Genomic DNA, 23,534 nt, shown 5'->3' on the forward strand with positions numbered 1-23,534 from the left:
CTTGATCCGGCAATCCATCTTGCCTTGAAGCGATGGACACGCGGGTCAAGCCCGCGTGTGACATCCTGCCTAGCCCTTCTTCTTCGGCTCCCACGCCTCGATCGGCCCGCCGGCCTCGCGCCAGGCGGCAAAGCCGCCGCCCATATGCGCGACGGGCTTCAGGCCCATGTCCTTCGCGGTCTTGGCGGCGAGTGCCGAGCGCAGGCCGCCGGCGCAGTGGAAGATGAACTTCTTGTCTTCCTGGAAGATCGGCTTGGCATAGGGGCTGTTCGGATCGATCCAGAACTCGAGCATGCCGCGAGTGCAGGAGAACGCGCCGGGGATCCTGCCGTCGCGCTCGATCTCGCGGGGATCGCGGATGTCGACGATGACGACGTCGTTCTTGCCGATCAGCGTGATCGCGTCGGCCGCGCTGATGGTCTCGATCTCGGCATTGGCCTCGTCGATCATCACCTTGATGCCGCGGTGGATGTTCTGGGGCATGGGGCTCTCCCTGGCTTTTCTTGATCGTCATTCTGGGGCGATGCGGCAGCATCGAACCCGGAATGACGATCGAATTTCATCAACTCGAGATTCCGGATCGATCCCATGGACCGTCCGGAATGACGGGATTGGTTACCGCACCAGCTCCCGCATCGCGTTCTCCAGACCTTCGATCGTGATCGGATACATGCGCTCGGAGAACAGGCGGCGGATGATGGTGGTCGATTCCGAATAGTCCCAGTGCTTCTGCGCCACTGGATTGAGCCATACCGCGTGCGGATAGGTGCGGATGATGCGGTCGAGCCAGACCGAGCCGGCCTCTTCATTGACATGCTCGACCGAGCCGCCGGGAACCATGATCTCGTAAGGCGACATCGAGGCGTCGCCCACGAACACCACCTTGTAGTCGTGCGGGTACTTGTGCAGCACGTCCCTGGTCGGCGTGCGATCGGTGAAGCGCCGCTTGTTCTGCTTCCAGACGCCTTCATAGAGGCAGTTGTGGAAGTAGAAATACTCCATGTGCTTGAATTCGCTCTTGGCGGCCGAGAACAGTTCCTCGACCTGCTCGATATGCGAATCCATCGAGCCGCCGATATCGAAGAACACCAGCACCTTGACCGCGTTGCGCCTCTCGGGGCGCATGTGCACGTCGAGATAGCCGTGGTTGGCGGTCTCCTTGATCGTGGTGTCGAGGTCGAGCTCGTCTGGCGCGCCGGTGCGCGCGAACTTGCGCAGCCGCCGCAGCGCCACCTTGATGTTGCGGATGCCGAGCTCGACATTGCCGTCGAGATCCTTGAACTCGCGCTTGTCCCACACCTTCACGGCGCGGTTGTTGCGGTTCTTCTCCTGCCCAATGCGGACGCCCTCGGGATTATAGCCATGGGCGCCGAACGGCGAGGTGCCGGCGGTGCCGATCCACTTGCTGCCGCCCTGGTGGCGGCCCTTCTGTTCCTCGAGCCGCTTCTTCAGGGTCTCCATGAGCTTGTCCCAGCCCATGGCCTCGATCTGCTTCTTCTCTTCCTCGGTGAGATATTTCTCGGCGAGCTTCTTCAGCCACTCCTCGGGGATCTCCGCCTTGCCCATGGCGTCGAGCAGGCTCTCGAGCCCCTTGAACACGGTGCCGAACACGCGGTCGAACTTGTCGAGATTGCGTTCGTCCTTCACCAGCGCGGCGCGCGACAAATAGTAGAAGTTCTCGACCGTCTGCTCGGCGAGATCGGCGTCAAGCGCTTCCATCAAGGTCAGATATTCCCGTAGCGTCACGGGGACCTGGGCGTCGCGCAGCGATGTGAAAAACTGCAGGAACATACCCACCTAGATCGCCCGCTGGGCCGGTGGCGTCAAGGGCCCCCGGCCGTGCTTCATACCGAGATCAGCCATCCACTTTCACCGGGTTACCTCCGCCGCCGTCGGTCCGTGGCGGCGCCCGCGCCATCGCGGCAAGGTCGCGCCACGCCGGCGATCATTCCGCAGAGCGGAAAGATGATGCATGACATTCCATGCGGAAGCCCACATCGGTACCGCTGCGCTGCGGAATCCGCGCTAGACCGCCCGGCTTTTTCAATTAGAATTGTACCGGACAAGATATCGGAGAGGACATGCGACCGCTGCGAGAGCGGTCGTTTCGTGTGGGGGCCCGGGCCGCCGACGAACGAAGCAAGGCAAACAGATAGATGAAATTCACGGGTACCAAGGACTACGTCGCCACCGATGACCTCAAGGTCGCCGTCAATGCCGCCATCGTGCTCGAGCGCCCGCTGCTGGTGAAGGGCGAGCCCGGCACCGGCAAGACCGTACTGGCCGAGGAAGTCGCCAAGGCGATCGACGCGCCGCTTTTGACCTGGCACATCAAGTCGACCACCAAGGCGCAGCAGGGCCTCTACGAATACGATGCCGTCTCGCGACTGCGCGACAGCCAGCTCGGCGACGCCCGCGTGTCCGACATCAAGAACTACATCAAGCGCGGCAAGCTGTGGGAGGCCTTTACCAACGAGAAGCGCCCGGTGCTGCTGATCGACGAGATCGACAAGGCCGACATCGAATTCCCAAACGATCTGCTGCTCGAACTCGACCGCATGGAATTCCACGTCTACGAGACCGGCGAGACCATCAAGGCGAAGCTGCGCCCGATCGTGATGATCACGTCGAACAACGAGAAGGAACTGCCGGACGCCTTCCTGCGCCGCTGCTTCTTCCACTACATCAAGTTCCCCGACACCGAGACGATGGGTAGGATCGTCGACGTGCATTTCCCCGGCATCAAGAAGCGCCTGGTGGAAGAGGCGCTGCGGATCTTCTTCGAAGTCCGCGAGGTGCCGGGCTTGAAGAAGAAGCCCTCGACCTCGGAGCTGCTCGACTGGCTCAAGCTGCTGCTCAACGAGGACATCACGCCGGAGATGCTCAGGGAGCGCGATCCGCGCAAGCTGATCCCGCCGCTGCATGGCGCGCTGCTCAAGAACGAGCAGGACGTGCACCTGTTCGAGCGGCTGGCTTTCCTCAGCCGCCGCGAAGTCTAGTTCCGATATCGGCAAACGCCGGGGCAATGGCTCCGGCGTCTTGCTTCTGCAGCTCAACAAACAAGCCAACAAGCAAGAAGACCAGGGAAGATGAACGTCCAGACCCAGATCCGGGCCGCCGAGCCCGTCACCACAGAGCATTTCGACGTCCTGATCGCAGGCGCCGGCATCTCCGGCGTCGGCGCCGCCTACCACCTCGCCACGCAATGCCCCAGCACCAGCTTCGTGGTGCTGGAGACGCAGAAGACTTTTGGCGGTACCTGGTCCACCCACCGCTATCCCGGCATCCGCTCCGACAGCGACCTGCACACCTTCGGCTATCGCTTCAAGCCGTGGACCAGCGCGCCGATCGCGACCGCGGCCGAGATCCTGAAGTACATGGGCGAGGTGATCGAGGAGAACGACATCGCCCGTCACATCCGCTATCGCCACACCATCACCGCGGCGAAGTGGTCGAACGAAACCAATCTCTGGACCATCGATGCGACGCGCATCGACACCGGCGAGCGGCTGCGCTTCACCACCAACTTCTTCTGGATGTGCCAGGGCTATTATCGCCACGATGCGGGCTATACGCCCGAATGGACCGACATGGCGAAGTTCAAGGGCACCATCGTGCATCCGCAGACCTGGCCCGACGACCTCGACTACAAGGGCAAGCGCGTGGTCGTGATCGGCTCCGGCGCCACCGCCGCAACCCTTATCCCGGCGATGGCGAAGGACGCCGGCCATGTCACCATGCTGCAGCGTTCGCCGACCTATTTCCGCACCGGCCGCAACGCCATCGAGATCGCCGAGGAGCTGCGCAGGCTGCAGGTCGACGAGCACTGGATCCACGAGATCACCCGCCGCAAGATACTGTTCGAGCAGGACGCCTTCACCAGGCGGACCTTCGCCGAGCCCGAGGGCGCCAAGAAGGACCTGCTGGCGGCGGTCGAAGCCGTCCTCGGCAAGGACTACGACATTGCCACCCACTTCACGCCGAGCTACCGGCCGTGGCGGCAGCGCATCGCCTTCGTGCCGGATGCCGACCTGTTCCACGCCATCAAGGGCGGCAAGGCGTCGGTCGTCACCGACGAGATCGACCGCTTCACCGAGACGGGCATCCTGCTCAAGTCCGGCAAGCAGCTCGAGGCCGACATCATCATCACCGCGACCGGCTTCCACCTCTCGGCCAATGGCGGCATCGACTTCGAGATCGACGGCAAGCCGCTCGACTTCGCCGATACCGTGACCTATCGCGGCATGATGTTCACCGGCGTGCCGAACCTCGTCTGGGTGTTCGGCTATTTCCGCGCCAGCTGGACCTTGCGTGTCGATCTGGTCGGCGACTTCGTCTGCCGCCTGCTGCAGCACATGAAGGCGACCGGCGCGAACAAGGTGACGCCGGAGCTTCGCCCCGAAGACCACAACATGCCGCTGCTGCCGTGGATCGATCCGGAGAACTTCAACCCCGGCTACATGATGCGCGGCATGCACCTCTTGCCGAAGCGCGGCGACAAGCCGGAGTGGCAGCACAACCAGGACTACTGGGCCGAGAAGGACGAATTCCCGGCGATCGACCTCAAGGACAAGGCGTTCGTCTACGGCTGAGCTCCTGATATTAGTCCCGTCATCCTGAGGAGCGCGTAGCGCGTCTCGAAGGATGCACGGCCCCACTCGGGCCGTCGTGCTTCGAGACGGCCGCTTCGCGGCCTCCTCAGCATGACGGTGTTAGACACAGCGCGCTGATCAAGAAGCAACATCGCGCTCGCCTCTATTCCCTCACGCATATTCCGGCAGCTTCGCAGCCGCCTCGGGTGCCTTGCCGCGGATCATGTCGGAGGCCTTGTCGGCGATCATCAAGGTCGAGGCGTTGAGATTGGCCGAGATCATCCGCGGCATGATCGAGGCGTCGATCACGCGCAGGCCCTCCATGCCATGGACCCGCAGCTGGTCGTCGACCACCGCCCACGGCGCGTCCGCCGGTCCCATCCGGCAGGTGCAGCCGGGATGGAAGGTGGTGGTGCCGCGCTGGGTCGCGGCCGCGAGCAGCTCGTCGTCGCTCGTGACCTTCGGGCCCGGAAAGTCCTCATAGGCGAAATACGGACTGAGCGGCTCGGAGGCGAGCAGCCGGCGCGCCAGCTTCATGCCGGCGACGACGACGCGGCGGTCGATCTCCTCGGCGAGGTAGTTGGTCTGGATGATCGGCGGCGCGAACGGATCGGCGGAGCGGATCCGGACATAGCCGCGGCTCTCCGGCCGCTGCTGCCATGACGCCACCGTCATGCCGGGCTCGTCCTCGAGCTGGCCCTGCACGCCTTCCTTGTAGCTCGCCGGCGTGAAGGTGAGCTGCAGATCGGAGCTCTCGGTGGTCTCGCCGGAATGCCAGAAGCAGTAGACCATGGTAGGCGACAGCGACAGCAGGCCGCGCCGCGTCGTCGCCCATTTGATCGCCTCGCCCCACAGGCTGAAGCCGCGGCGAAGCTCGTTGATGGTCCTGATGTTCTTGACCCGCGCCACCGAGCGCGGCGCGTAATGATCCTGCAAACCTTCGCCGACGCCCGGCAGCGCGTGGCGCACCTCGATGCCGTGCGCCTGCAACAGCTCGGGCGCGCCGACGCCGGAGAGCTGCAACAGCTGCGGCGAGTTGTAGGCGCCGCCGGAGAGGATGACCTCCTTGGTGGCGCGGATCTCCAGGGGATCGCCGTGCTTGCCGCCGCGGTTGTAGCGCACGCCGACCGCGCGCTTGCCCTCGAAGATGATGCCGGTGACATGCGCATGCGTGCGCACGTCGACATTGGGCCGCCGCCGCGCCGGATGGAGGAACGCGGTCGCGGCGCTGACCCGGCGGCCGTTCAGGATGGTGCGCTGGCAGTACGACACGCCCTCCTGGATCTGGCCGTTGTAATCGGGATTGCGCGGAATGCCGAGGCTGACCGCGCCTGCCATGAAGGCCTCGCAGAGCGGATCCTGCCAGTCCATGGTGGTGACGGTGAGGTTGCCGTCGCGGCCGCGATAGGTGTCGTCGCCCTCGCCGATCCGCCTCTCCATGCGCCGGAAATAGGGCAGCACGTCGGGATAGCCCCAGCCGCGATTGCCGAGCTGCGCCCAGGTGTCGAAGTCCTGGCGTTGGCCGCGGTTGTAGATGTGGCCATTGATCGAGGACGAGCCGCCGAGCGTCTTGCCGCGCGGCGCATAGATGCTGCGCCCGCCGGTGTAGGGACCCACCTCCTGCTGATAGGCCCAGTTCACGCTCTTCATATGGAAGGTCTTGATGAAGCCGGCCGGCAGATGGATGTAGGGATGCCAGTCGCTCGGCCCCGCCTCGAGCACGCACACCCTGGTGCCCGCGTCTTCACTCAAGCGGTTGGTCAGCACGCTCCCGGCGGAGCCTGCGCCGATGATCACATAATCGAACGTTTCCATCGTCTCGTTTCTGGCGCCGACCAAAGTATCAGCGCGGCTTTTCGTTGAGTTGATAGGTCAGATGCGCCTTCACCGTCGGCCATTCGGTGGCGATGATGCTGTAAACCACAGTGTCGCGCAACGTGCCGTTGGGCGCGATCTGATGGCTGCGCAGGATGCCGTCCTGCTTCGCACCCAGACGCTCGATGCCGCGCCGGCTCTGGTGATTGAAGAAATGCGTGCGGAACTCGACCGCGATGCAGTCGAGCTTCTCGAAGGCATGAGTCAGCAGCAGCAGTTTGCACTGCGTGTTGACCGCGCTGCGCTGCACACGTTTGGCGTACCAGGTCGAGCCGATCTCGACGCGACGGTTCGGCGTGTCGACGTTCATGTAGGTCGTCATGCCCGAGATCCGCCCCTCGGCGTCGAACACCGTGAACGGCAGCATCGATCCGGCCTTTTGCAGGCCGAGCCGGCGGTCGATCTCCTTGGCCATGTTCTCCGGCTGCGGGATCGCGGTGTACCAGAGCTTTGACAGCTCGCCGTCCTTCACCGCGTCGACCAGTCCGTCGCGATGATCGTGTGACAACGGCTCCAGCCGCGCATGCGCGCCGCGAAGGGTGACCGGTTCAAGCCAGGGCATTCGAGATCTCTCCATCTTTGTCATTCCGGGGCGATGCGCAGCATCGAACCCGGAATCTCGAGATTCCGGGTCTGGCGCTTCGCACCATCCCGGAATGACGATTGCGCTTCGCGAACCGCAATCGTCATCTATTCAGAAAATTCAGCGGCAATCCCGGCCGCGGCCAGTCCATTGCGATCAGTTCGCCCTTGCCCGACAGCGTGATGTAGGCGGTCTTCAGCTCGGGGCCGCCGAAGGCGATGTTGGTGGTGACGCGATCGCCGGTCGGCACCTGCTCGACCACGGTGCCGTCGGGCGCTATCACCGAGATGCAGCCCGACACCAGCGTCGCGACGCAGACATTGCCCGATGCCTCGACCGCGAGCGAATCGAACATCTGGTAGCCGCCGAGGCCGGCGATCGGCTTGCCGCGCTCGCCGCGATAGATCACGTCGCGCGGCTTGACGGTGCCGGGCTCGGAAACTTCATACGCCCACAGCCGCGCGGTCGGCGTCTCCGCGATGTAGACGGTCTTCTCGTCCGGCGACAGGCCGATGCCGTTGGCCGGCAGGATACCGTGCACCGCCTCGACGATCTCGTTCATGCCGGGCTTCAGATAATAGAACGCGCCGACATCCATGTCGCGGGCGCGGCGCTTGCCGAGGTCGGAGAACCACAGGCCGCCCTGCCTGTCGAACACCAGATCGTTCGGTCCGCGCAGCGCGTGCTCGCCGCATTTCGTCACGACGGTCTCGACCTTGCCGGATTGCAGATCGACGCACTGGATCGAGCCGCCGAGATAATCCTCCGGCTGCGGTCCCGGCATGATCATGTTGCGGGTCGGAATCCAGGAGAAGCCGCCATTGTTGCAGATGTACATCTTGCCGTCGGGACCGAGTGCCGCGCCGTTCGGGCCGCCCGGCACCTTGGCGACGATCTCCTTGCGCCCGTCGGGATAGACCCGCGTCAGCCGCTGGCCGCGGATTTCGACCAGCACGACCGAACCGTCGGGCATGACGACGGGACCTTCGGGAAACTCCAGATCGGTGGCGAGAACTCGGACATTGGCCATGGCATCCTCCCGGCTCTTTGGCTGCAGGCGGATTCCGAACGGTCCCGCACGCGCAACGTTGTTCTTTCATCCTGTTATGGCAAACGAGGTTTGGCTTGCCAAGCAATCAGGGGCGCAACGCTGCCCGGCGCTGAGGGGGCGGCGCACGCCGCAATTGACACCGTCGTCCCTGCGAAAGCAGGGACCCATACGCCGCGGCGGATGTAGTTGAAGGGATTCGTCGTTCCAACATCGCTCACCAACAACCAATTGTGGTTATGGGTCCCTGCTTTCGCAGGGACGACACGGAGTTGATGGCGCGAGCTGTGAGTCATGCTTTCGCGTTCTCGCGGCGTCTTAAGCCCGAGCTTTGCTTGTTGTTCCGGCCTCTCTTGAACAGAGGGCGCAGGGAAAGCCGGGTGCCGATCGCACCCATGGGCCCCGAGCAAAAGGTAGAACGCTCGGGGGTAGGACCACAGGTGTAACCGGAGCAATCCGGCTTTCCCTGCGCGATGGGCTACGGCTTATACGTGCTCTCCCCGGCGAGACTGGGCTTTTTTGTCACCGTCTTCGCAACGACGTGTTCGCGTCCTGCGAAGAGACACCTGCCGCTAGGGCGTCAGGCCTGCACGATTTCGCCGTCCGCTTCATGCGCACTCGTCAGTTGCGCAATCGGCGTCCACCGCATCTCGACCCACGTTCGTGACGACCGCGAAGCGCCCCTCGTGTCGGGTGAGACGGCTGCTTCTATAGCACTGGGTTACGCTTCGGATAAAGCGAAATATTTTCGCGCGCGAGGATTGACAGGTTTTGCTGAGTTGCCCGTCGGGTTGTTTTGTCGCACCCCTCTCCATCGTCATTCCCCAGTGCGCAATTGCGCGCCTGAGGGCGCGCCTCCTGGCGCGAGCCTCGGAATGACGGAGAGAGAATGGGCGCGCGCTAGCTCAGCGTGCCCGCATGCACCCACCAGCCGGGGTGACCGGCGCGGAGTTGTTCGCCGGCCGCCTCGGCGTCGGCGTCGGTTCCGAACACGGCAAAGCAGGTCGCGCCCGAGCCCGACATGCGCACCAGACGAACGCCCCGGGTCTCACGCAGCGCGGACAGCACGTCACTGATGACGGGCTGGATGCGCGCCGCGGGGGCTTCGAGATCGTTGGTGCCGCGCTCCAGCGCCGCGATCCAATCGTCGATCGCGCGGCCGGCTTCCGGCCATGACGGCGCCTGCATCACGACGTCGGTGGCGCCGATCAGGAGCTCGCCGTTGCGCAGACCGAGCGCATTGAAGACGTCCCTGGTCGCAACCGGCACGCGCGGATTGACCAGCACGCACGGCATTTTCGGCAGGTCGAGCGGCAGCAGGCCTTCGCCGACGCCGGTCATGTCGCAGGCGCGCGAGGCGACGCACACCGGCACGTCGGCGCCGGTCTGCAGCGCGACCTCCATGATCCTGCTATCGTCGAGCGAGAGCTCGTTGAGCCGCGCCAACAGCCGCAGCGCCGCCGCGGCATCCGCCGAGCCGCCGCCGATGCCGGCCGCAACGGGCAGCACCTTCTCCAGCGTGAAGTGGCCGACCTCGAGGTCCGCGACGCGCTCGCCGAGCAGCCGCGCGGCCTTCAGCACCAGATTGTCAGAGGTGTCGCCGCAGGCATCGGCCAGCGGCCCTGCCATCGAAAGCGACAGCCCCGGTCCCGGCTCGAGCGTGAGGCGATCGGCACAATCGGCAAACGCGACGACGCTCTCCAAGTCGTGAAACCCGTCGACGCGCCGCCCGACAACCTTCAGCGTCAGGTTGACCTTGGCACGCCCTTCTTCAATCAGCGCCGGCACGGCGATAAACCCCTAAAAAACACACATCGTGATGCGATTAGCGTAAATCGCCGCACGATCCTATCCCTTTGTTTGGATGGAAATTCCGCCATGACTCGTCATGCCCGGGCATAGCCGTCTGAAGGACGGCGTCGCTTCCGCTCGCCTATGACCCGGGCATCTATCAACCAAGAACGAATTTCTCGAAGGGATGGATGGCCGGGCCAAGCCCGGCCATGACGGGCAAACGTCAATGCCCGGGACATCTTGCGCGAAGACGCGCTTCGCGCTTTTGCCCGGGCATCACGGTATTTTATGAAGTTGCAGCGCGACGACCGCCGCTCAACCACCCTTGCCGTCGTCGTCCTTCTTCTTCTCGGCGGCGGCGGCGTTGGAGGTGTCGTCCGGCAGGCCGTTGTCGATCTTGGCCTGGATCTTCGGCAGCTCTTCCGGCTCGGGCTTGAGGTCGCGGGCATGCGCCCACTGGAACTTGGCTTCCAGGGTGCGGCCGACGCGCCAGTAGGCGTCGCCGAGATGGTCGTTGATGGTCGGATCTTCCGGCTTCAGATCGATCGCCCGCTCGAGGTTCTTCACCGCCTCCTCGTAATTGCCGATCCGGTAATAGGCCCAGCCGAGCGAGTCGACGATGTAGCCGTCGTCAGGGCGCTGATCGACGGCACGCTTGATCATCTTCATGCCTTCGTCGAGGTTGATGCCCTGGTCGATCCAGGAATAACCGAGATAGTTCAGCACATGCGGCTGCTCGGGCTGCAGCTCGAGCGCCTTGCGCATGTCGGCCTCGGCCTTGTTCCACTGCTTGGAGCGCTCCTCGCAGATGCCGCGATAGTAATAGGTGACCCAGGCGTTCTTGTCGCCGCCGGCCGGCAGTGCGTCGATCGCCTGCGAATAGGTGGTGGCGCAGTCGGCGAACTTCTTGCGGCCGCGCTCGATATTGCCGAGCGCCAGGATCGCCTCGATGTCCTTCGGCTGATCCGATGTGACTTCCTTGAGGATCTTGATCGCCTCGTCGCTGCGGTCGGCGGCGTCGAGATTGGTCGCGAGCTGGATCTGCGCGTTGCGCTTCAGCGGCGAGGACGCCGGCATCCGCTCATAGACCTTGATCGCCATCTGCGGCTTCTTCACCGATTCATAGAGATCGGCGAGCGACAGCAGCGCCAGCGGATGGTTGGGCTGCAGATAGAGCGCGAGTTGCAGATAGACCAGCGCGAGGTCCTCGCCGCCGCGGCGGGTCAGCGTCGCGCCGATGCCGTACAGCGCCTCGGCCGCGCCGGCCTGCGGTGACTCGACCAGCGGCGGCAGCTTCTTGCCGGCCTTGGTCTCCTTGATGCCTTCCAGCACCAGCGGGTGACGCGGCAGCTTCTTGTCGAAGGCTTCGTACATCGCGGTCGCGGCGGCCGCGTCCTTGTTGCGCGAGGTCCAGCGCGCATATTCGTCGACCGTGCGCAGCATCGAATCGTCGAGCTTGTAGACGCGCTCGAAGCGGGCGCCGGCATCCTTCTCCTTGCCGGACAGCTCGTAGATCATGCCGGCATGGAGGTCCTTGAAGATCGGGTACCACTCGGGGCCGGTCAGCTTGTCGATCGAGGCGACCGCGGCCTTGCTGTCGCCGGCGCCATAGGCGGCCCAGGCCGACAGCAGCGTCGCGACGAGATCGGTGATCGGGCCGCGCACCGACTGGTTGATGTTGGACTGCGCGGCGGCATATTTCTTCAGCTTGAGATCGCGCACGCCGACGACCAGGCGCGCGACGCGGTTGGCCTTGTCCTGGGTCAGGATGCGGTCAGCAAGCTTGACCGCCTCCTCGATGTCGCCGTCGGCGAGCGAGGAGATGAAGGCGCGGTCGAGCAGCTCGGAATTCTTCGGGTCGGTGCGCAGCGCCGAGCGGTAGAACGTCGCGGCCGAGGTCGCATCGCGCTCGACGCTGGCGTGGCGGGCGGCGAGATAGCTACCGGCGGTGGTCAGCGACTTCAGGTCGTTCTTGGACGGGAATTGCGCGGTATTGTCGGTCGGATGGTCCGGCGTTTGCGCTGCAAGCTGCGCAGGCACGGCAAGCGCCGCGGCAGCGAGAACGGCAATCGTCAGGCGGTGGAATCGGGTGGACAGCATCACGGTCGCCTTGCTCCAGGGATTTACGCCAAGATGGATTTTATGGCCAAGATCTTGCGATCAGTCTCAAAATGCGAACCCAAGCGGCGGCATCACGGCGGGGGACAATGCCGCTTTTGGCGCTCATCCGCAAGGATCGCCCAAAGGCAACCCATGACGAATCAACTGGCAGATTAGGCCTTTAGGCCCGCCGATCCAGCCAGCCTCCGCAAGACGCTTCCACTATGGCGGTATCGTGACCGGGCCGGGCATATTCGCGCGCGGACGCAAAAAGGCGCGAGATAAGGGCGCCACGGCACCCCTTTTCGCGCCTTCTGTTGTAACCGGGGGTGCAATCTGGCCGCTCCACGCGCGGAGAGGCCAAGCGGAGGTTGCGGCAACTCGCGCAGCCGCCTCACGCAAATGTGGTCGGCCGCCTTGAGCTCACCCTGGCCTTACATCGCCTCGTAGTTCGGACCGCCGCCGCCCTCCGGCGGAACCCAGGTGATGTTGCCGTTGGGGTCCTTCACGTCGCAGGTTTTGCAATGGACGCAGTTCTGGGCGTTGATCTGGAAGCGCGGACCCGTCGATTCCTCGACCCATTCATAAACGCCGGCCGGGCAATAGCGGTTGGAGGGACCGGCGAACACGTCGTGTTCCGAGGTCTTCTGCAGATTGAGATCGGCGACCTTGAGATGGACCGGCTGGTCCTCCTCATGGTTGGTGTTGGACAGGAACACCGACGACAGCTTGTCGAACGAGATCTTGCCGTCCGGCTTCGGATAGGCGATCGGCTGGTGCTGCTTGGACGGATCGAGCGTCTTGCGGTCCGGCTTGGCGTGCGACTGGGTGCCGAACAGCGAGAAGCCGAGCGTGTTGCACCACATGTCGAAGCCGGAGAGCGCCATGCCGAGCAGGTTGCCGAACTTCGACAGCAACGGCTTGGCGTTGCGGACTTTGAACAGGTCCTTGCCGATCGCCGACGAGCGCCAGGCGTTCTCGTATTCGACGAGCTCGTCATTGGCGCGGCCGGCGCCGAGCGCGGCCGCGACATGCTCGGCGGCGAGCATGCCGGAGCCCATCGCATTGTGGACGCCCTTGATGCGCGGCACGTTGACGAAGCCCGCCGCGCAGCCGATCAGCGCGCCGCCCGGGAACGAGAGCCGCGGCACCGACTGGTAGCCGCCCTCGGTGATGGCGCGCGCGCCATAGGCGAGCCGCTTGCCGCCCTCGAACAGCTCGCGGACATCGGGATGGGTCTTGAAGCGCTGGAATTCGTCGAACGGCGACAGATACGGATCGTTGTAGTTCAAATGCACGACGAAGCCGACCGCGACGCGGTTGTCGTCGTAGTGGTAGAGGAACGAGCCGCCGCCGGTCTTGTCGTTCAGCGGCCATCCGAGCGTGTGCTGCACCCGACCCTTCTTGTGCTTCGCCGGGTCGATCTGCCAGACCTCCTTGAGGCCGATGCCGAACTTCGGCGGCTCGGAGTTGGCATCGAGATTGAACTTCGCGATCAGCTGCTTGGACAGCGAGCCGCGTGCGCCTTCGGCGAACAGCGTGTACTTGCCGAGCAGCTCCATGCCGCGGGTGTAGGAATCCTTGTGGCTGCCGTCCCTGGCAATGCCCATATCGCCGGTCGCGATGCCGCGCACCGCGCCCTTGTCGTCATAAAGCACTTCGGCCGCGGCAAAGCCCGGATAGATCTCGACGCCGAGCGCTTCCGCCTTCGGCGCCAGCCAGCGGCAGACATTGCCGAGCGAGCCGATGTAGTTGTGATGATTGTGCATCAACGGCGGCATGATGAAGTTCGGGATGCGGAACCAACCTTGCGACGTCGTCCAGTAGAAGCGGTCGTCCTTGACCTGCGTCTTCAGGGGGCAGTCGGCATCCTCGCGCCAATCGGGCACGAGCTTGTCGAGCCCGGCCGGATCGATCACCGCACCTGACAGGATGTGCGCGCCGACCTCGGAGCCCTTCTCCACCACGACGATCGAGAGCTCCGGATTGAGCTGCTTCAGCCGGATCGCCGCCGACAGGCCCGACGGGCCGGCGCCGACGATGACGACGTCGAATTCCATAGACTCGCGCGGAGGAAGGTCTTCAGCACTCATGATCTTTGATCTCAGCCCATTGAGAACGCTTCTAAGCTTTTCACGGGTCGTTGTTTCCGATTTTTGGCGGAAGGACAACCATGGAATTGCGCTTCCATGGGTTTGCACGGCCCGGGTACCGCAAGAGAATAATCTTTTCCGAAAACCGCCCTCCACTTTTCTGGTCGATGCTCTAGATTGCGCCCATGATGGCCCTGCCGCCCGAGCCCACCCCTACACTGCAGCAATTGCTGGCCTTTTACCTCGAGGCCGGGGTCGATTGCGCGCTCGGCGATGCGCCGATCAACCGGCTCGAGGAGCCGGAGCCAGTTCCCGCCCCAGCCGCACCGCGCCCATCAGTTGCGCTCAATCCGCTGCGTCCGCCGCCGATGCCGTCAGTTCCGCGCAGCGAAATCACCGTGGCGCCGGATGCCGCGATCGCTTCCGCGCGCGAGGCTGCGCGGACTGCGCCGACGCTTGAAGCCCTGCGCAGGCTGATGGAGAATTTCGACGGCTGCGCGCTCAAGCACACCGCGACCAGGCTGGTGTTCGCCGACGGTAACTCGCAGGCGCGCGTGATGTTCGTCGGCGAGGCACCGGGCCGCGACGAGGACATCGAGGGCCTGCCGTTCGTGGGCCGCTCCGGCAAGCTGCTCGACCGCATGATCGCGGCGATCGGGCTCGACCGCAGCAAAGCCTACATCGCCAACGTGATCCCGTGGCGGCCGCCCGGCAACCGCACGCCGACGCCGCAGGAGACGCAGGTGTGCCTGCCCTTCATCCAACGCCATATCGAACTCGTGAATCCCGACGTGCTGGTGACGCTCGGCAATCCCTCGACGCAAGCGCTGCTCAGCACCCGCGAGGGCATCATGCGGACGCGCGGCAAATGGATCGACTACGACACCGGCACGCGCACGATCCGCGCCGTCGCCACCTTCCATCCGGCCTATCTGCTGCGCTCGCCGTCGTACAAGCGGCTGTCGTGGCAGGATCTGCGCGCGATCGCGAAGGTGCTGCAGGTGGCGAGCGCGTAGCTTCGTAGCCCGGATGGAGCCAACGGGTCGCGCGGACGCGCGCCCGATGACAGGCTCCGCGCAATCCGGGTGGATCAGGTGGCGTAAACGAGCGGCACCGGATTTCGCTCCGCTTCATCCGGGCTACGGCTCCACGTCAAATCACGTCCCCTTCGGCCGCACGATCGCCCAGCCGATCCGCAGCACCGGCTGCCGTCCGTTGACCAGCCGGTCGAACGAACGCGGCACTTCCGGCACGAGGCCGGGGAAGCGCTGCGCGATGTCGGGCGGCGGCGTGCCGGCGGTGTCCTGTGCGCGCCACACCACGACGCCGCCGGTCTCGTTGAATTTTGCGACCGACAGCCACGGCGTCCGCTGCGGCGTGGCGTCGAGCAAAAGATGCGGGCGACGGCGGTTCATTGCAATCAGGCTGGCAAGTTCGGGATCGCCGGCCACCGCGCGCAGGCGCTGGTTGGTGCGACGCTCATAGCTGTCATCGAAGAAGCGGCCCATCGCGGCTGCCGGCAACGAGGTAGACGCCTCCGTGGTGCTGGTCCAGGGCAGGAACAGGGCCGCCGCCAGCGCCAGCGCGGCCGGCGCCGCGACCGCCAGGGCCCAGACCGAACGCAGCAGCCGCTGCCGCCTGAGCGGGATCAGGTCGCCGGTCGCGACCACGACGGCGAGCCCGGACATCAGCAGCACCACGCCGGCGCCGCCGAAGGCGCGATCGAGATTGAACAGCCCGGAGACGAAGCTGCTGGCGATCGCCGGCGCGAACGCGAAGAAATACACGAATTGCCGCGCCAGCTGACTGACGGGCGGACGATAGATAATCGGAGCATCCTCCGTATCGCGGGCGAACCAGCGCGAATTGAGGATCGCCAGCAGCGCGATCGCGGCGGTCGCCACGATCAGCCCGCCGAGCACCACGCCCCAGCGCAGCGCGTGCGCCCTGAGATCGGCGAATGCCGGCAAGGCCGGCAGCGCCAGCACGTCGGCGCGGAGCAGCCAGATCAGGTAGGGCAGCGCCAGCACGATGATGACCAGCAGCGCGTAGATCGGATCGACCGACTTGAGCATGCGCCGCCCGCGCTCGGTTGCGAGCGCAAAGCCTGTCACGAGCAGGATCATGCCGATCGCCGCCGGCGTCGTCAGCAGCAGGAGCCCGCAATCGATCGACCAGGCGAACCAGGCGTTGCGCCGGTTCTGCCCGATCAGTTGCCAGGAATGCAGCAGCAGCAGCGCCCAGAGCGGGCGCGCCAGGATCAGCGGGCCGAACTCGACGCTTGGCGAGGAGAACACCACCACCGTCATCGACAGCAGCACCGCCAGCACGCCCTGCGGGCCGCCGACGATGGCGCGCGCCAGGACGTAGAAGGCGATGAAGGTGACGATTTCGCAGACCTGCGCCAGGAGATAGACGCCGAACACGTGATTGCCGACGGCGCGGAAGGCGATGTCGGCGAGCCAGAACGCGAGCGGCGGCCCCATGTCGGTGCCGACCTGATATTCGCGGCCGAAGGCGAGGATGGTGGCGAGGTTGCCGGGCGGACTGCCGTAGAAGATGGCCGGCAGGAACAGCCAGATCGCGGCCTGCGCCAGCACCACGATCCAGACCACGAGGCGCGGCCGGGCGCGGATCAGTTCGACAACCAGGGAGGTAAACCGCATGAAACGCCTGAAATGCCCCAGCCACCCGTATCAAGCGGCGCCATCTGATCCCGAGCGTTTTTGATAAACGGCGGCGGCGGTGGAGGCAACCGGGCTGGATGTGTCCACGGTGCAAAGTCAAACATCGCTGTCATGCCCCGCGAAGGCGGGCATCCAGTACGCCGCGGCGGCCAGGCTTGAGCACAACGGTCTCTGGAATACTGGATCGCCCGGTCCCGTCTTCGCCAAGGCTTCGACGAGGCCACGGCCCCCTGGCGCGCCGAAGCTTTCGCGGAGGCGGCGAGCCGGGCGATGACACCGAGAGTGCGGCGCCGCCGCGCTTTACGCCGCTTCGGATGCCGCGGCTTCGCTTTCGGCGTCCACCGTGAACAGGTCGGGCTCCGCCGGGACCGGGAAATGCTTCAGCCGCGCCGCGACGACGGGAGCGAAGAAGCTGCGGTGATGGCTGCTGGGGCCGAGCCGATCGAGCGCCTCGAGGTGCTCGGGGACGGCATAGCCCTTATGCTGCTCGAAGCCGTAGCCGGGGCAATCCAGCGCCAGCGCGCACATCAGGCGGTCGCGCGTCACCTTGGCGATGATCGAGGCCGCCGCGATCGAGGCCACGATGCCGTCGCCGCCGATCACGGCGTCGCAGTCGCAGGGCGTGGCGAGCTTGTCGCGGCCGTCGACGAAGACATGCTTCGGCATTTCCGGCAGCGCATGCACGGCGCGCGCCAGCGCCCACAGCGAGGCGCGCAGGATGTTGTCGCGGTCGATCCGCGACCGTGACGCCACCGCGACCGAGAACGCTGCTGTCGCGCAGATTTCCTCGAACAGTTCCTCGCGGCGCTCGACGGTCAGCCGCTTCGAATCATCGAGGCCCTTGGGTATCCGATTTGGGTCCAGCACCACGGCGGCGGCGACCACCGGACCCGCCAGCGGCCCGCGCCCGGCCTCGTCGCAGCCGGCGACCGGCCAGACGCCGCGCTTGATCAGCGCGCGCTCGCGCCGAAAGCTCGGCCGCGTCACCACGATCACGCGCTTGTCCGGCTTGGCGGGCTCGGCCGGCTTCTTCTTCGACGCGGTCTTTGACGTGCTATTGGACTTGTCCCGAATCATGCGGGGATCGTGATCAAGCCCGGCCCGCGGCGCAACCGGGAACCTGGCGCCCTTCCCCGTTATTCAATCCGCCACCCTCATCGGGATCGGCGCTCTAATCGGGAATTGACACCCGGCGGTCGTCGCGAACCTCAAAGCCCGGCGCGCGCACCACTTCCCAGGCGTGGCCGTCGGGATCGCCGAAATAGCCGCAATAGCCGCCATAGCTGGTGGGCTGCGCGGGCTTCAGCAGCCTGGCGCCTTTCGACAGCGCGAACGCCATCACACGATCGACCTCGGCGTCGTCGTTGCAGTTCCAGGCGATCGCGACGCCGCGGAACGCTGACGGCCGTGGCTGATCCGGCAGCCCGGCATCGGCGGCGAGCAGATGCCATGGGAACAGGCCGAGCACGGTGCCGCCGGTCTCGAAGAATGCGACCTCCTCGCCGGTCGCGCGCATCTTCCTGGTGAACCCAAGCGATTCATAAAAGCCGATGCTGGCGCGCATGTCGCTCACGCCCAACGTGAGGACGGTGAAGCGTGCGGTCGGGGCGTTACTCATGTTTGCACTCACTGTTTGACGTCTTCGTAGCCCGGATGGAGCGAAGCGCAATCCGGGAAAGCATCAGCCGCTAACACGGGACCCCGGATTTCGCTGGGCTCCATCCGGGCTACGCCCTCGCCTAGAATAGACTGAGTTGCTGCCCGTTGCGCTTCGGCTTGGCGAAGTGATCGGTGGTCAGCTTGGTCCGCCTCTTGTTGAGGCCGAGCTTTTCGCAGGCGATCTCGAAGCGGCGGCCGATCATCCAGGCCATCGGGCCGGTGCCCTTCATCCTGGTGCCCCATTGCGAGTCGTAGTCGCGGCCGCCGCGCATGTCGCGGATCAGCGTGAAGACGTGACGGTAGCGGTCGGGATAGTTCGCCATCAACCATTCGCGGAACAGATCGCGCACCTCGAGCGGCAGGCGCAGCAGCACGTAGCTCGCCTCCCTGGCGCCGGCATGTGCGGCGGCATCGAGGATGCGCTCGATCTCGGAGTCGTTCAGCGCCGGGATCACGGGCGCGACCATCACCGTGGTCGGGATGCCGGCGTCGGCGAGCCGCTTGATCGCCTCGAGCCGCTTCGGCGGGGTCGAGGCGCGCGGCTCCATGGTGCGGGCAAGCTTCGGGTCGAGCGTCGTCACCGAGAGCGCGACCTTGGCGAGATTGCGCTTGGCCATCCGCGCCAGGATGTCGATGTCGCGGGTGACCAGTGCCGACTTGGTGACGATACCGACCGGATGGCCGGCGCGCTCCAGCACCTCGAGGATGGCGCGCATGATCTTCCGGTCGCGCTCGATCGGCTGATAAGGATCGGTGTTGGTGCCGATCGCGATCATCCGCGCCTCGTAGTCCGGCGCCGCCAGCTCCTTCTCGAGCAGCGCGGGTGCGTCCGGCTTGGCGAACAGCTTCGATTCGAAGTCCAGCCCCGGCGACAGGCCGAGATAGGCGTGGGTCGGCCGCGCGAAGCAATAGACGCAGCCATGCTCACAGCCGCGATACGGATTGATCGAACGGTCGAAGCCGATGTCGGGCGAGTCGTTGCGGGTGATCACCTTGCGCGAGGTGTCGAGCGCCACGCTGGTCGCAAATGGCGGCAGGTCCTCGAGGCTCTGCCAGCCGTCGTCGAAGGCAACGCGCGCCTCGGCCTCGTAGCGGCCGCTGGCGTTGGACTGCGCGCCGCGGCCGCGCCGCCGCTCGCGCTCGATCGCGACCGCAAGCTCGGGAAAAGGGGAAGGTGCACCCGCCGGGTTATCGGAGGGCGCCGTTACCGGCGGGTGCTTGAGGGCATGAGAGGATGCTCGGCTCATGCTTTGAAGCTAACACAGCACGAGAACAAATCAAGAACATGAACGGAGAAATTCCACAAAACCTTGCTACAAAATTCTGCAGGCGAACAGGCTGCTTTGAATATGACAAGGTGATAACACGGCCGGAGTTTCTCCACCGTTTGAGCCATCGAAGCCTCAAAATCATGCTGAGCGTGATAATTCCAACCGACGGCGTCGAGCGCACCGCGGTCGCAACATTGGCGGCGCTGGTGCCGGGCGCGGCCGCGGGCGTCATCCGCGAAGTGCTGCTGGTCGACCGCGGCAACAGCGATGTGATGGAGCGCGTCGCCGACGTCGCCGGCTGCCGCTTCCTGCGCTTCGAGGGCACGCGCGCCGCCGCGCTTGCGGCAGGCGCGCGGCAGGCGCGGTCGCCCTGGCTGATGTTCCTGCATCCGGGCGCGGTGCTCGATGCCGGCTGGATCGAGGAAACCACCCAGTTCATCCAGATGGTGGCGGCGAGCGGCAAGGACCGCGCCGGCATCTTCCGCTACGCCCGCGCACCCTACACCGATCCGGGCCTGCGCGACGGCCTCAAATTCGTTGCCCGGATGATCACCGGGCCCTCGGCCGAACAAGGCCTTTTGATCGCGCGCGAGCATTACGAGCGGATCGGCGGCTACCGGCCCGACGCCCGCCGCTCCGAGGCGCGCCTGCTGCGCCGGCTCGGCCGTTCCTCCCGCACCATGCTGCGGAGCCGGATCATGGTGGCCTGAACAAAGCGCTTGCGGATTATTTGATTCCGTCAAATAATATATTTGATGAAATCAAATTCCTATGACACCACGCTCGAGAACCAGGTCGCCGCGGTCCGCGGCTTCAGCCGGTTCTATACCCGCAAGCTCGGCATCATCGAGCCGAAGCTGCTGCACTCGACATTCACGCTGCAGGAAGCGCGGATCATCTACGAGCTCGCGCACCGCGAAAATTGCACCGCAACCGACCTGGTGCGCGATCTCGACCTCGATGCCGGCTTCGTCAGCCGCACGCTGGCGGCGCTGCAGCGCCGCCAGATCGTGACGCGGAAGCCATCGAAGGCCGACAAACGCGTCAACGAGGTGGCCCTCACCGCCAAGGGCCGTACCGCAGCCGCCGATCTCGACCGCCGCTCGCGTAGCGAGGTCGGGGCACTATTGAAGCAGATGGACAGCGACCGTCGCGCCGCGGTGGTGCGCGCCATGGGCACGATCGAGCAATCGCTGGAGCCGCCGGCCGAGAAACCGGTCGGCTTCCTGCTGCGCAGCCATCGCGTCGGCGACATGGGCTGGATCGTCTCGCGGCAAGGACAAGCCTACGCGGAGGAATATGGCTGGGACATCAGCTACGAGGCGTTGGTGGCCGATATCTGCGCGCAGTTTTTGCGATCGTTCGATCCGGCCCGCGAGCATTGCTGGATCGCGGAGGTCGACGGCGAGCCGGTCGGCTCGGTCTTCCTGGTCGACGGCGGCGACGGGGTCGCCAAGCTGCGCCTGCTGCTTGTGGAAGAAAAGGCGCGCGGGCTCGGCGTCGGCCGCGCCTTGGTCGAGCAATGCATCCGCGCCGCGCGCGAGAAGGGCTACAAGAAGATGACGCTCTGGACCCAGAGCATCCTGGTCGCCGCGCGCGGCATCTACGCCCGCGCCGGCTTCCAGCGGGTCAAGGAAGAGAAGCATCACAGTTTTGGCGTCGACCTGGTCGGCGAGACCTGGGAGCTGGAGTTGTGAAGCCGCAGCGCCGAGACGTCTGGACTGCGTAGCCCGGATAGAGCGAAGCGCAATCCGGGAGCGGTGCTGCAGCGGAAGAGACTGCCCCGGATTTCGCTTCGCTCCATCCGGGCCACGGAAGCTCACCCTTGAGATTCGGGTTCGTGGTTCACACGCCCTCAGATGCGCAATTGCGCGTCGGGATGACAAAAAAGCAGCGGCTAAGCGCTCGCGCCTTTCGCCTTTGGCCGGCGCAGATGTTCATCCAGCCGCGGCATGATCTCGACGAAATTGCAGGGGCGCGTGCGGTAGTCGAGCTGCGCGGCCAAAATGCCGTCCCAGCCATCGCGGCAGGCGCCGGGCGAGCCCGGCAGGCAGAAGATGAAGGTCGCGCCCGCAACGCCGGCGGTGGCGCGGCTCTGGATCGTCGACGCCCCGATCTTGGCGTGGCTCAGCATGTGGAAGGCGATCGAAAAGCCGTCCATCCGCTTCTCGAACAACGGCTCGACCGCCTCTGGCGTCACGTCGCGGCCGGTGAAGCCGGTGCCGCCGGTGGTGATGACGGCATCGACGGCAGGATCGGCGATCCAGCGCCGGATCACGGCTCTGATCGCCTCGACATCGTCGGTGACGATCTCGCGCGCCGCGAGCTTGTGGCCGGCCGCGGTGAGACGATCGGCGAGCGTGGTGCCCGACTTGTCATCCGCCAGCGAGCGGGTGTCGGAAATCGTCAGCACCGCAATGTTGAGCGGGATGAATGATTTGGATTCGTCGAGTGAGGACATTTACACCTCTTTCCATCCCGCTGACGTGCTCGCCTTACGGTGCACTTGCACCGGTGAGCGAGCCTCGAAGGATGGGCCACGGGCTCCGCAATCCTTCGAGGCCCGCCAAGAGGCGAACATATCCCGAGTGAGCGCATTCGCGCTCATCCGGGGATGACGCTACCGGCACACGGCTACAAGCTACCGCCGAACGTGTTGCAGGCCTGCACTGTGCCCTGCTGGTAGCCCCTCATGAACCACTCCTTGCGCTGCGCCGCGGAGCCGTGGGTGAATGAATCAGGCACCACCCTGCCCGTCGCCTGCCGCTGCAGCGTGTCGTCGCCGATCGCGTTCGCGGTGGTCAGCGCGGCATCGATGTCGCCGGCCTCGAGGAAGCCCGGCCGCTTCTTCTCCTCGCGGTTGACCCAGACGCCGGAAAGGCAATCGGCCTGCAGCTCGACCTTGACCTGCAGCGCGTTGGCCTCGGCCTTGCTGCCGGCCTGCTGCTGCAGCCGGTTCACGCGCGGAATGATGCCGAGCAGGTTCTGGATGTGATGCCCGGCTTCATGCGCAATGATATAGGCCGCGGTGAACTTGCAGGCGTTGCCAGAGCAGCCGCGGAAGCGCGTCTCGACCTCGCGGAAGAAGCCGGTGTCGAGGAAGATGGTCTTGTCCGGCGGACAGTAGAACGGTCCCATCGCCGACTGCGCCATGCCGCAGCGGCCGCCATTGGTGGCATTGCGGAACAGCACGATCTTCGGACCGGTGTAGGTCTGCCCGCTGGCCTTGAAGATCTCGCTCCAGCGATCGTCGATCTCGCCCAGGATGCCGGCGATCATGCTGCCCATCTCGTCGGTCGGCGCGCCGCGCTTGGCCTGCCCGCCCGACGACTGCCGGTCGGTCTGGTAGGTCGGCGCCTGGCCGCCGCCGGTGAGAATCTCGGCGCCGCCGATCAGGATGCGCGGGTCGATGCCGAAGGCGTAGCCGAGGAGGCCGAGGACGATGATGGTGCCGATGCCGAGGCCGCCACCACCCATCGGAATGCCGAAGCCGCCACCGCCCCCTCCGCCCATCCCGCCTTCATCGCGACGGTCTTCGATGTCGTCGCTGCGGCGGAAATCATCATAGCGCATGGTGGTTTCCCTTCATTCCAGTCGGCGACCCAACGCGGGACACTCCAACTTAAAATTTCCATTCTGTTAATCAATATCCTGCCCGGCAATAATTGCCTAGTCCGGAAGAGGCGCATCCCTTGCGGTGCAAACGGCTGCGAATGAGGGCGAATCTACCGCGCAAATCGTGCCGGTTTGATGATCCGCAATTTTTTCGCCGAATGCTCTGATGTTGCAGCACAACGCCGACGGCACTGCGCCATGCCGCGCAAAAGATGCT

General features: G+C 65.2%; 19 protein-coding genes. 5 read left to right on the plus strand and 14 right to left on the minus strand.

The genetic code is table 11. The features are described 5' to 3' along the window. Positions 1-69: 69 nt before the first annotated feature. Both ACVW1B_RS26515 and ACVW1B_RS26520 read right to left on the minus strand, forming a co-directional pair. Positions 70-483 carry a rhodanese-like domain-containing protein gene (locus tag ACVW1B_RS26515; protein ID WP_438078615.1) on the minus strand — a complete coding sequence of 138 codons (414 nt, stop codon included), beginning with the start codon at positions 481-483 and terminating at the stop codon, positions 70-72. A 132-nt stretch (positions 484-615) separates the two neighbouring features. Then, positions 616-1,791, minus strand: coding sequence for a vWA domain-containing protein (locus tag ACVW1B_RS26520; protein WP_456823071.1), 1,176 nt, complete (start codon positions 1,789-1,791; stop codon positions 616-618). A 365-nt stretch (positions 1,792-2,156) separates the two neighbouring features. On the opposite strand from ACVW1B_RS26520, the gene ACVW1B_RS26525 reads away from it, so the two are divergent. Beyond that, a complete protein-coding gene (locus ACVW1B_RS26525; RefSeq protein WP_456792847.1) occupies positions 2,157-2,999 on the plus strand; it encodes an AAA family ATPase in 843 nt (280 codons plus the stop codon). A 90-nt stretch (positions 3,000-3,089) separates the two neighbouring features. After that, positions 3,090-4,592 carry a flavin-containing monooxygenase gene (locus tag ACVW1B_RS26530; protein WP_456822474.1) on the plus strand — a complete coding sequence of 501 codons (1,503 nt, stop codon included), beginning with the start codon at positions 3,090-3,092 and terminating at the stop codon, positions 4,590-4,592. Between the two features lie 171 nt (positions 4,593-4,763). On the opposite strand, the gene ACVW1B_RS26535 is transcribed toward ACVW1B_RS26530, so the two are convergent. From ACVW1B_RS26535 to ACVW1B_RS26560, 6 genes are all read right to left on the minus strand, one after another. Next, positions 4,764-6,407, minus strand: coding sequence for a GMC family oxidoreductase (locus ACVW1B_RS26535; RefSeq protein WP_456822475.1), 1,644 nt, complete (start codon positions 6,405-6,407; stop codon positions 4,764-4,766). Positions 6,408-6,435: 28 nt separating this feature from the next. Then, a complete protein-coding gene (locus tag ACVW1B_RS26540) occupies positions 6,436-7,029 on the minus strand; it encodes a GNAT family N-acetyltransferase (RefSeq protein WP_456822476.1) in 594 nt (197 codons plus the stop codon). 124 nt (positions 7,030-7,153) lie between these two features. Further along, positions 7,154-8,080: an SMP-30/gluconolactonase/LRE family protein gene (locus ACVW1B_RS26545; RefSeq protein ID WP_456822477.1), complete on the minus strand. Its 927-nt coding sequence runs from the start codon at positions 8,078-8,080 to the stop codon at positions 7,154-7,156. A 918-nt stretch (positions 8,081-8,998) separates the two neighbouring features. Continuing rightward, positions 8,999-9,886 (minus strand): 4-(cytidine 5'-diphospho)-2-C-methyl-D-erythritol kinase, encoded by an 888-nt coding sequence (locus ACVW1B_RS26550; RefSeq protein WP_456792850.1) that lies wholly within the window; start codon positions 9,884-9,886, stop codon positions 8,999-9,001. A 321-nt stretch (positions 9,887-10,207) separates the two neighbouring features. After that, positions 10,208-11,992, minus strand: a complete 1,785-nt coding sequence (locus tag ACVW1B_RS26555) for a tetratricopeptide repeat protein (protein WP_225160009.1) — start codon at positions 11,990-11,992, stop codon at positions 10,208-10,210. 434 nt (positions 11,993-12,426) lie between these two features. Further along, on the minus strand, positions 12,427-14,085 hold the full coding sequence (locus ACVW1B_RS26560) for an electron transfer flavoprotein-ubiquinone oxidoreductase (RefSeq protein ID WP_283068778.1): 1,659 nt from the start codon (positions 14,083-14,085) through the stop codon (positions 12,427-12,429). A 185-nt stretch (positions 14,086-14,270) separates the two neighbouring features. On the opposite strand from ACVW1B_RS26560, the gene ACVW1B_RS26565 reads away from it, so the two are divergent. Beyond that, a complete protein-coding gene (locus ACVW1B_RS26565) occupies positions 14,271-15,101 on the plus strand; it encodes a uracil-DNA glycosylase (protein WP_456822478.1) in 831 nt (276 codons plus the stop codon). 141 nt (positions 15,102-15,242) lie between these two features. On the opposite strand, the gene ACVW1B_RS26570 is transcribed toward ACVW1B_RS26565, so the two are convergent. The 4 genes from ACVW1B_RS26570 to ACVW1B_RS26585 form a co-directional block, all read right to left on the minus strand. Beyond that, a complete protein-coding gene (locus ACVW1B_RS26570; RefSeq protein ID WP_456822479.1) occupies positions 15,243-16,751 on the minus strand; it encodes a glycosyltransferase family 39 protein in 1,509 nt (502 codons plus the stop codon). Between the two features lie 321 nt (positions 16,752-17,072). Beyond that, positions 17,073-17,849 (minus strand): ribonuclease HII, encoded by a 777-nt coding sequence (locus ACVW1B_RS26575; protein ID WP_253607145.1) that lies wholly within the window; start codon positions 17,847-17,849, stop codon positions 17,073-17,075. 94 nt (positions 17,850-17,943) lie between these two features. Continuing rightward, positions 17,944-18,390: a VOC family protein gene (locus tag ACVW1B_RS26580; RefSeq protein ID WP_456779294.1), complete on the minus strand. Its 447-nt coding sequence runs from the start codon at positions 18,388-18,390 to the stop codon at positions 17,944-17,946. 121 nt (positions 18,391-18,511) lie between these two features. After that, the gene (locus tag ACVW1B_RS26585; protein WP_456779293.1) at positions 18,512-19,678 is read right to left on the minus strand and encodes a PA0069 family radical SAM protein; all 1,167 of its coding nucleotides are present in this window, start codon (positions 19,676-19,678) and stop codon (positions 18,512-18,514) included. Positions 19,679-19,842: 164 nt separating this feature from the next. Between ACVW1B_RS26585 and ACVW1B_RS26590 the strand changes: the two genes are divergently transcribed. Both ACVW1B_RS26590 and ACVW1B_RS26595 read left to right on the plus strand, forming a co-directional pair. After that, positions 19,843-20,412, plus strand: a complete 570-nt coding sequence (locus ACVW1B_RS26590) for a glycosyltransferase (RefSeq protein ID WP_092087357.1) — start codon at positions 19,843-19,845, stop codon at positions 20,410-20,412. 45 nt (positions 20,413-20,457) lie between these two features. Next, a complete protein-coding gene (locus ACVW1B_RS26595; protein WP_253607142.1) occupies positions 20,458-21,399 on the plus strand; it encodes a bifunctional helix-turn-helix transcriptional regulator/GNAT family N-acetyltransferase in 942 nt (313 codons plus the stop codon). Positions 21,400-21,599: 200 nt separating this feature from the next. Here the strand turns inward: ACVW1B_RS26595 and moaB are convergent, their stop codons facing one another. Both moaB and ypfJ read right to left on the minus strand, forming a co-directional pair. Then, entirely contained in the window at positions 21,600-22,163 is a 564-nt protein-coding gene (gene moaB, locus ACVW1B_RS26600) for a molybdenum cofactor biosynthesis protein B (RefSeq protein WP_028342967.1), read from the minus strand. A 173-nt stretch (positions 22,164-22,336) separates the two neighbouring features. After that, positions 22,337-23,275: a KPN_02809 family neutral zinc metallopeptidase gene (ypfJ, locus tag ACVW1B_RS26605; RefSeq protein WP_028334795.1), complete on the minus strand. Its 939-nt coding sequence runs from the start codon at positions 23,273-23,275 to the stop codon at positions 22,337-22,339. Between the last annotated feature and the right edge of the window lie 259 nt (positions 23,276-23,534).

The sequence above is a fragment of the Bradyrhizobium sp. USDA 4502 genome, assembly GCF_054063355.1.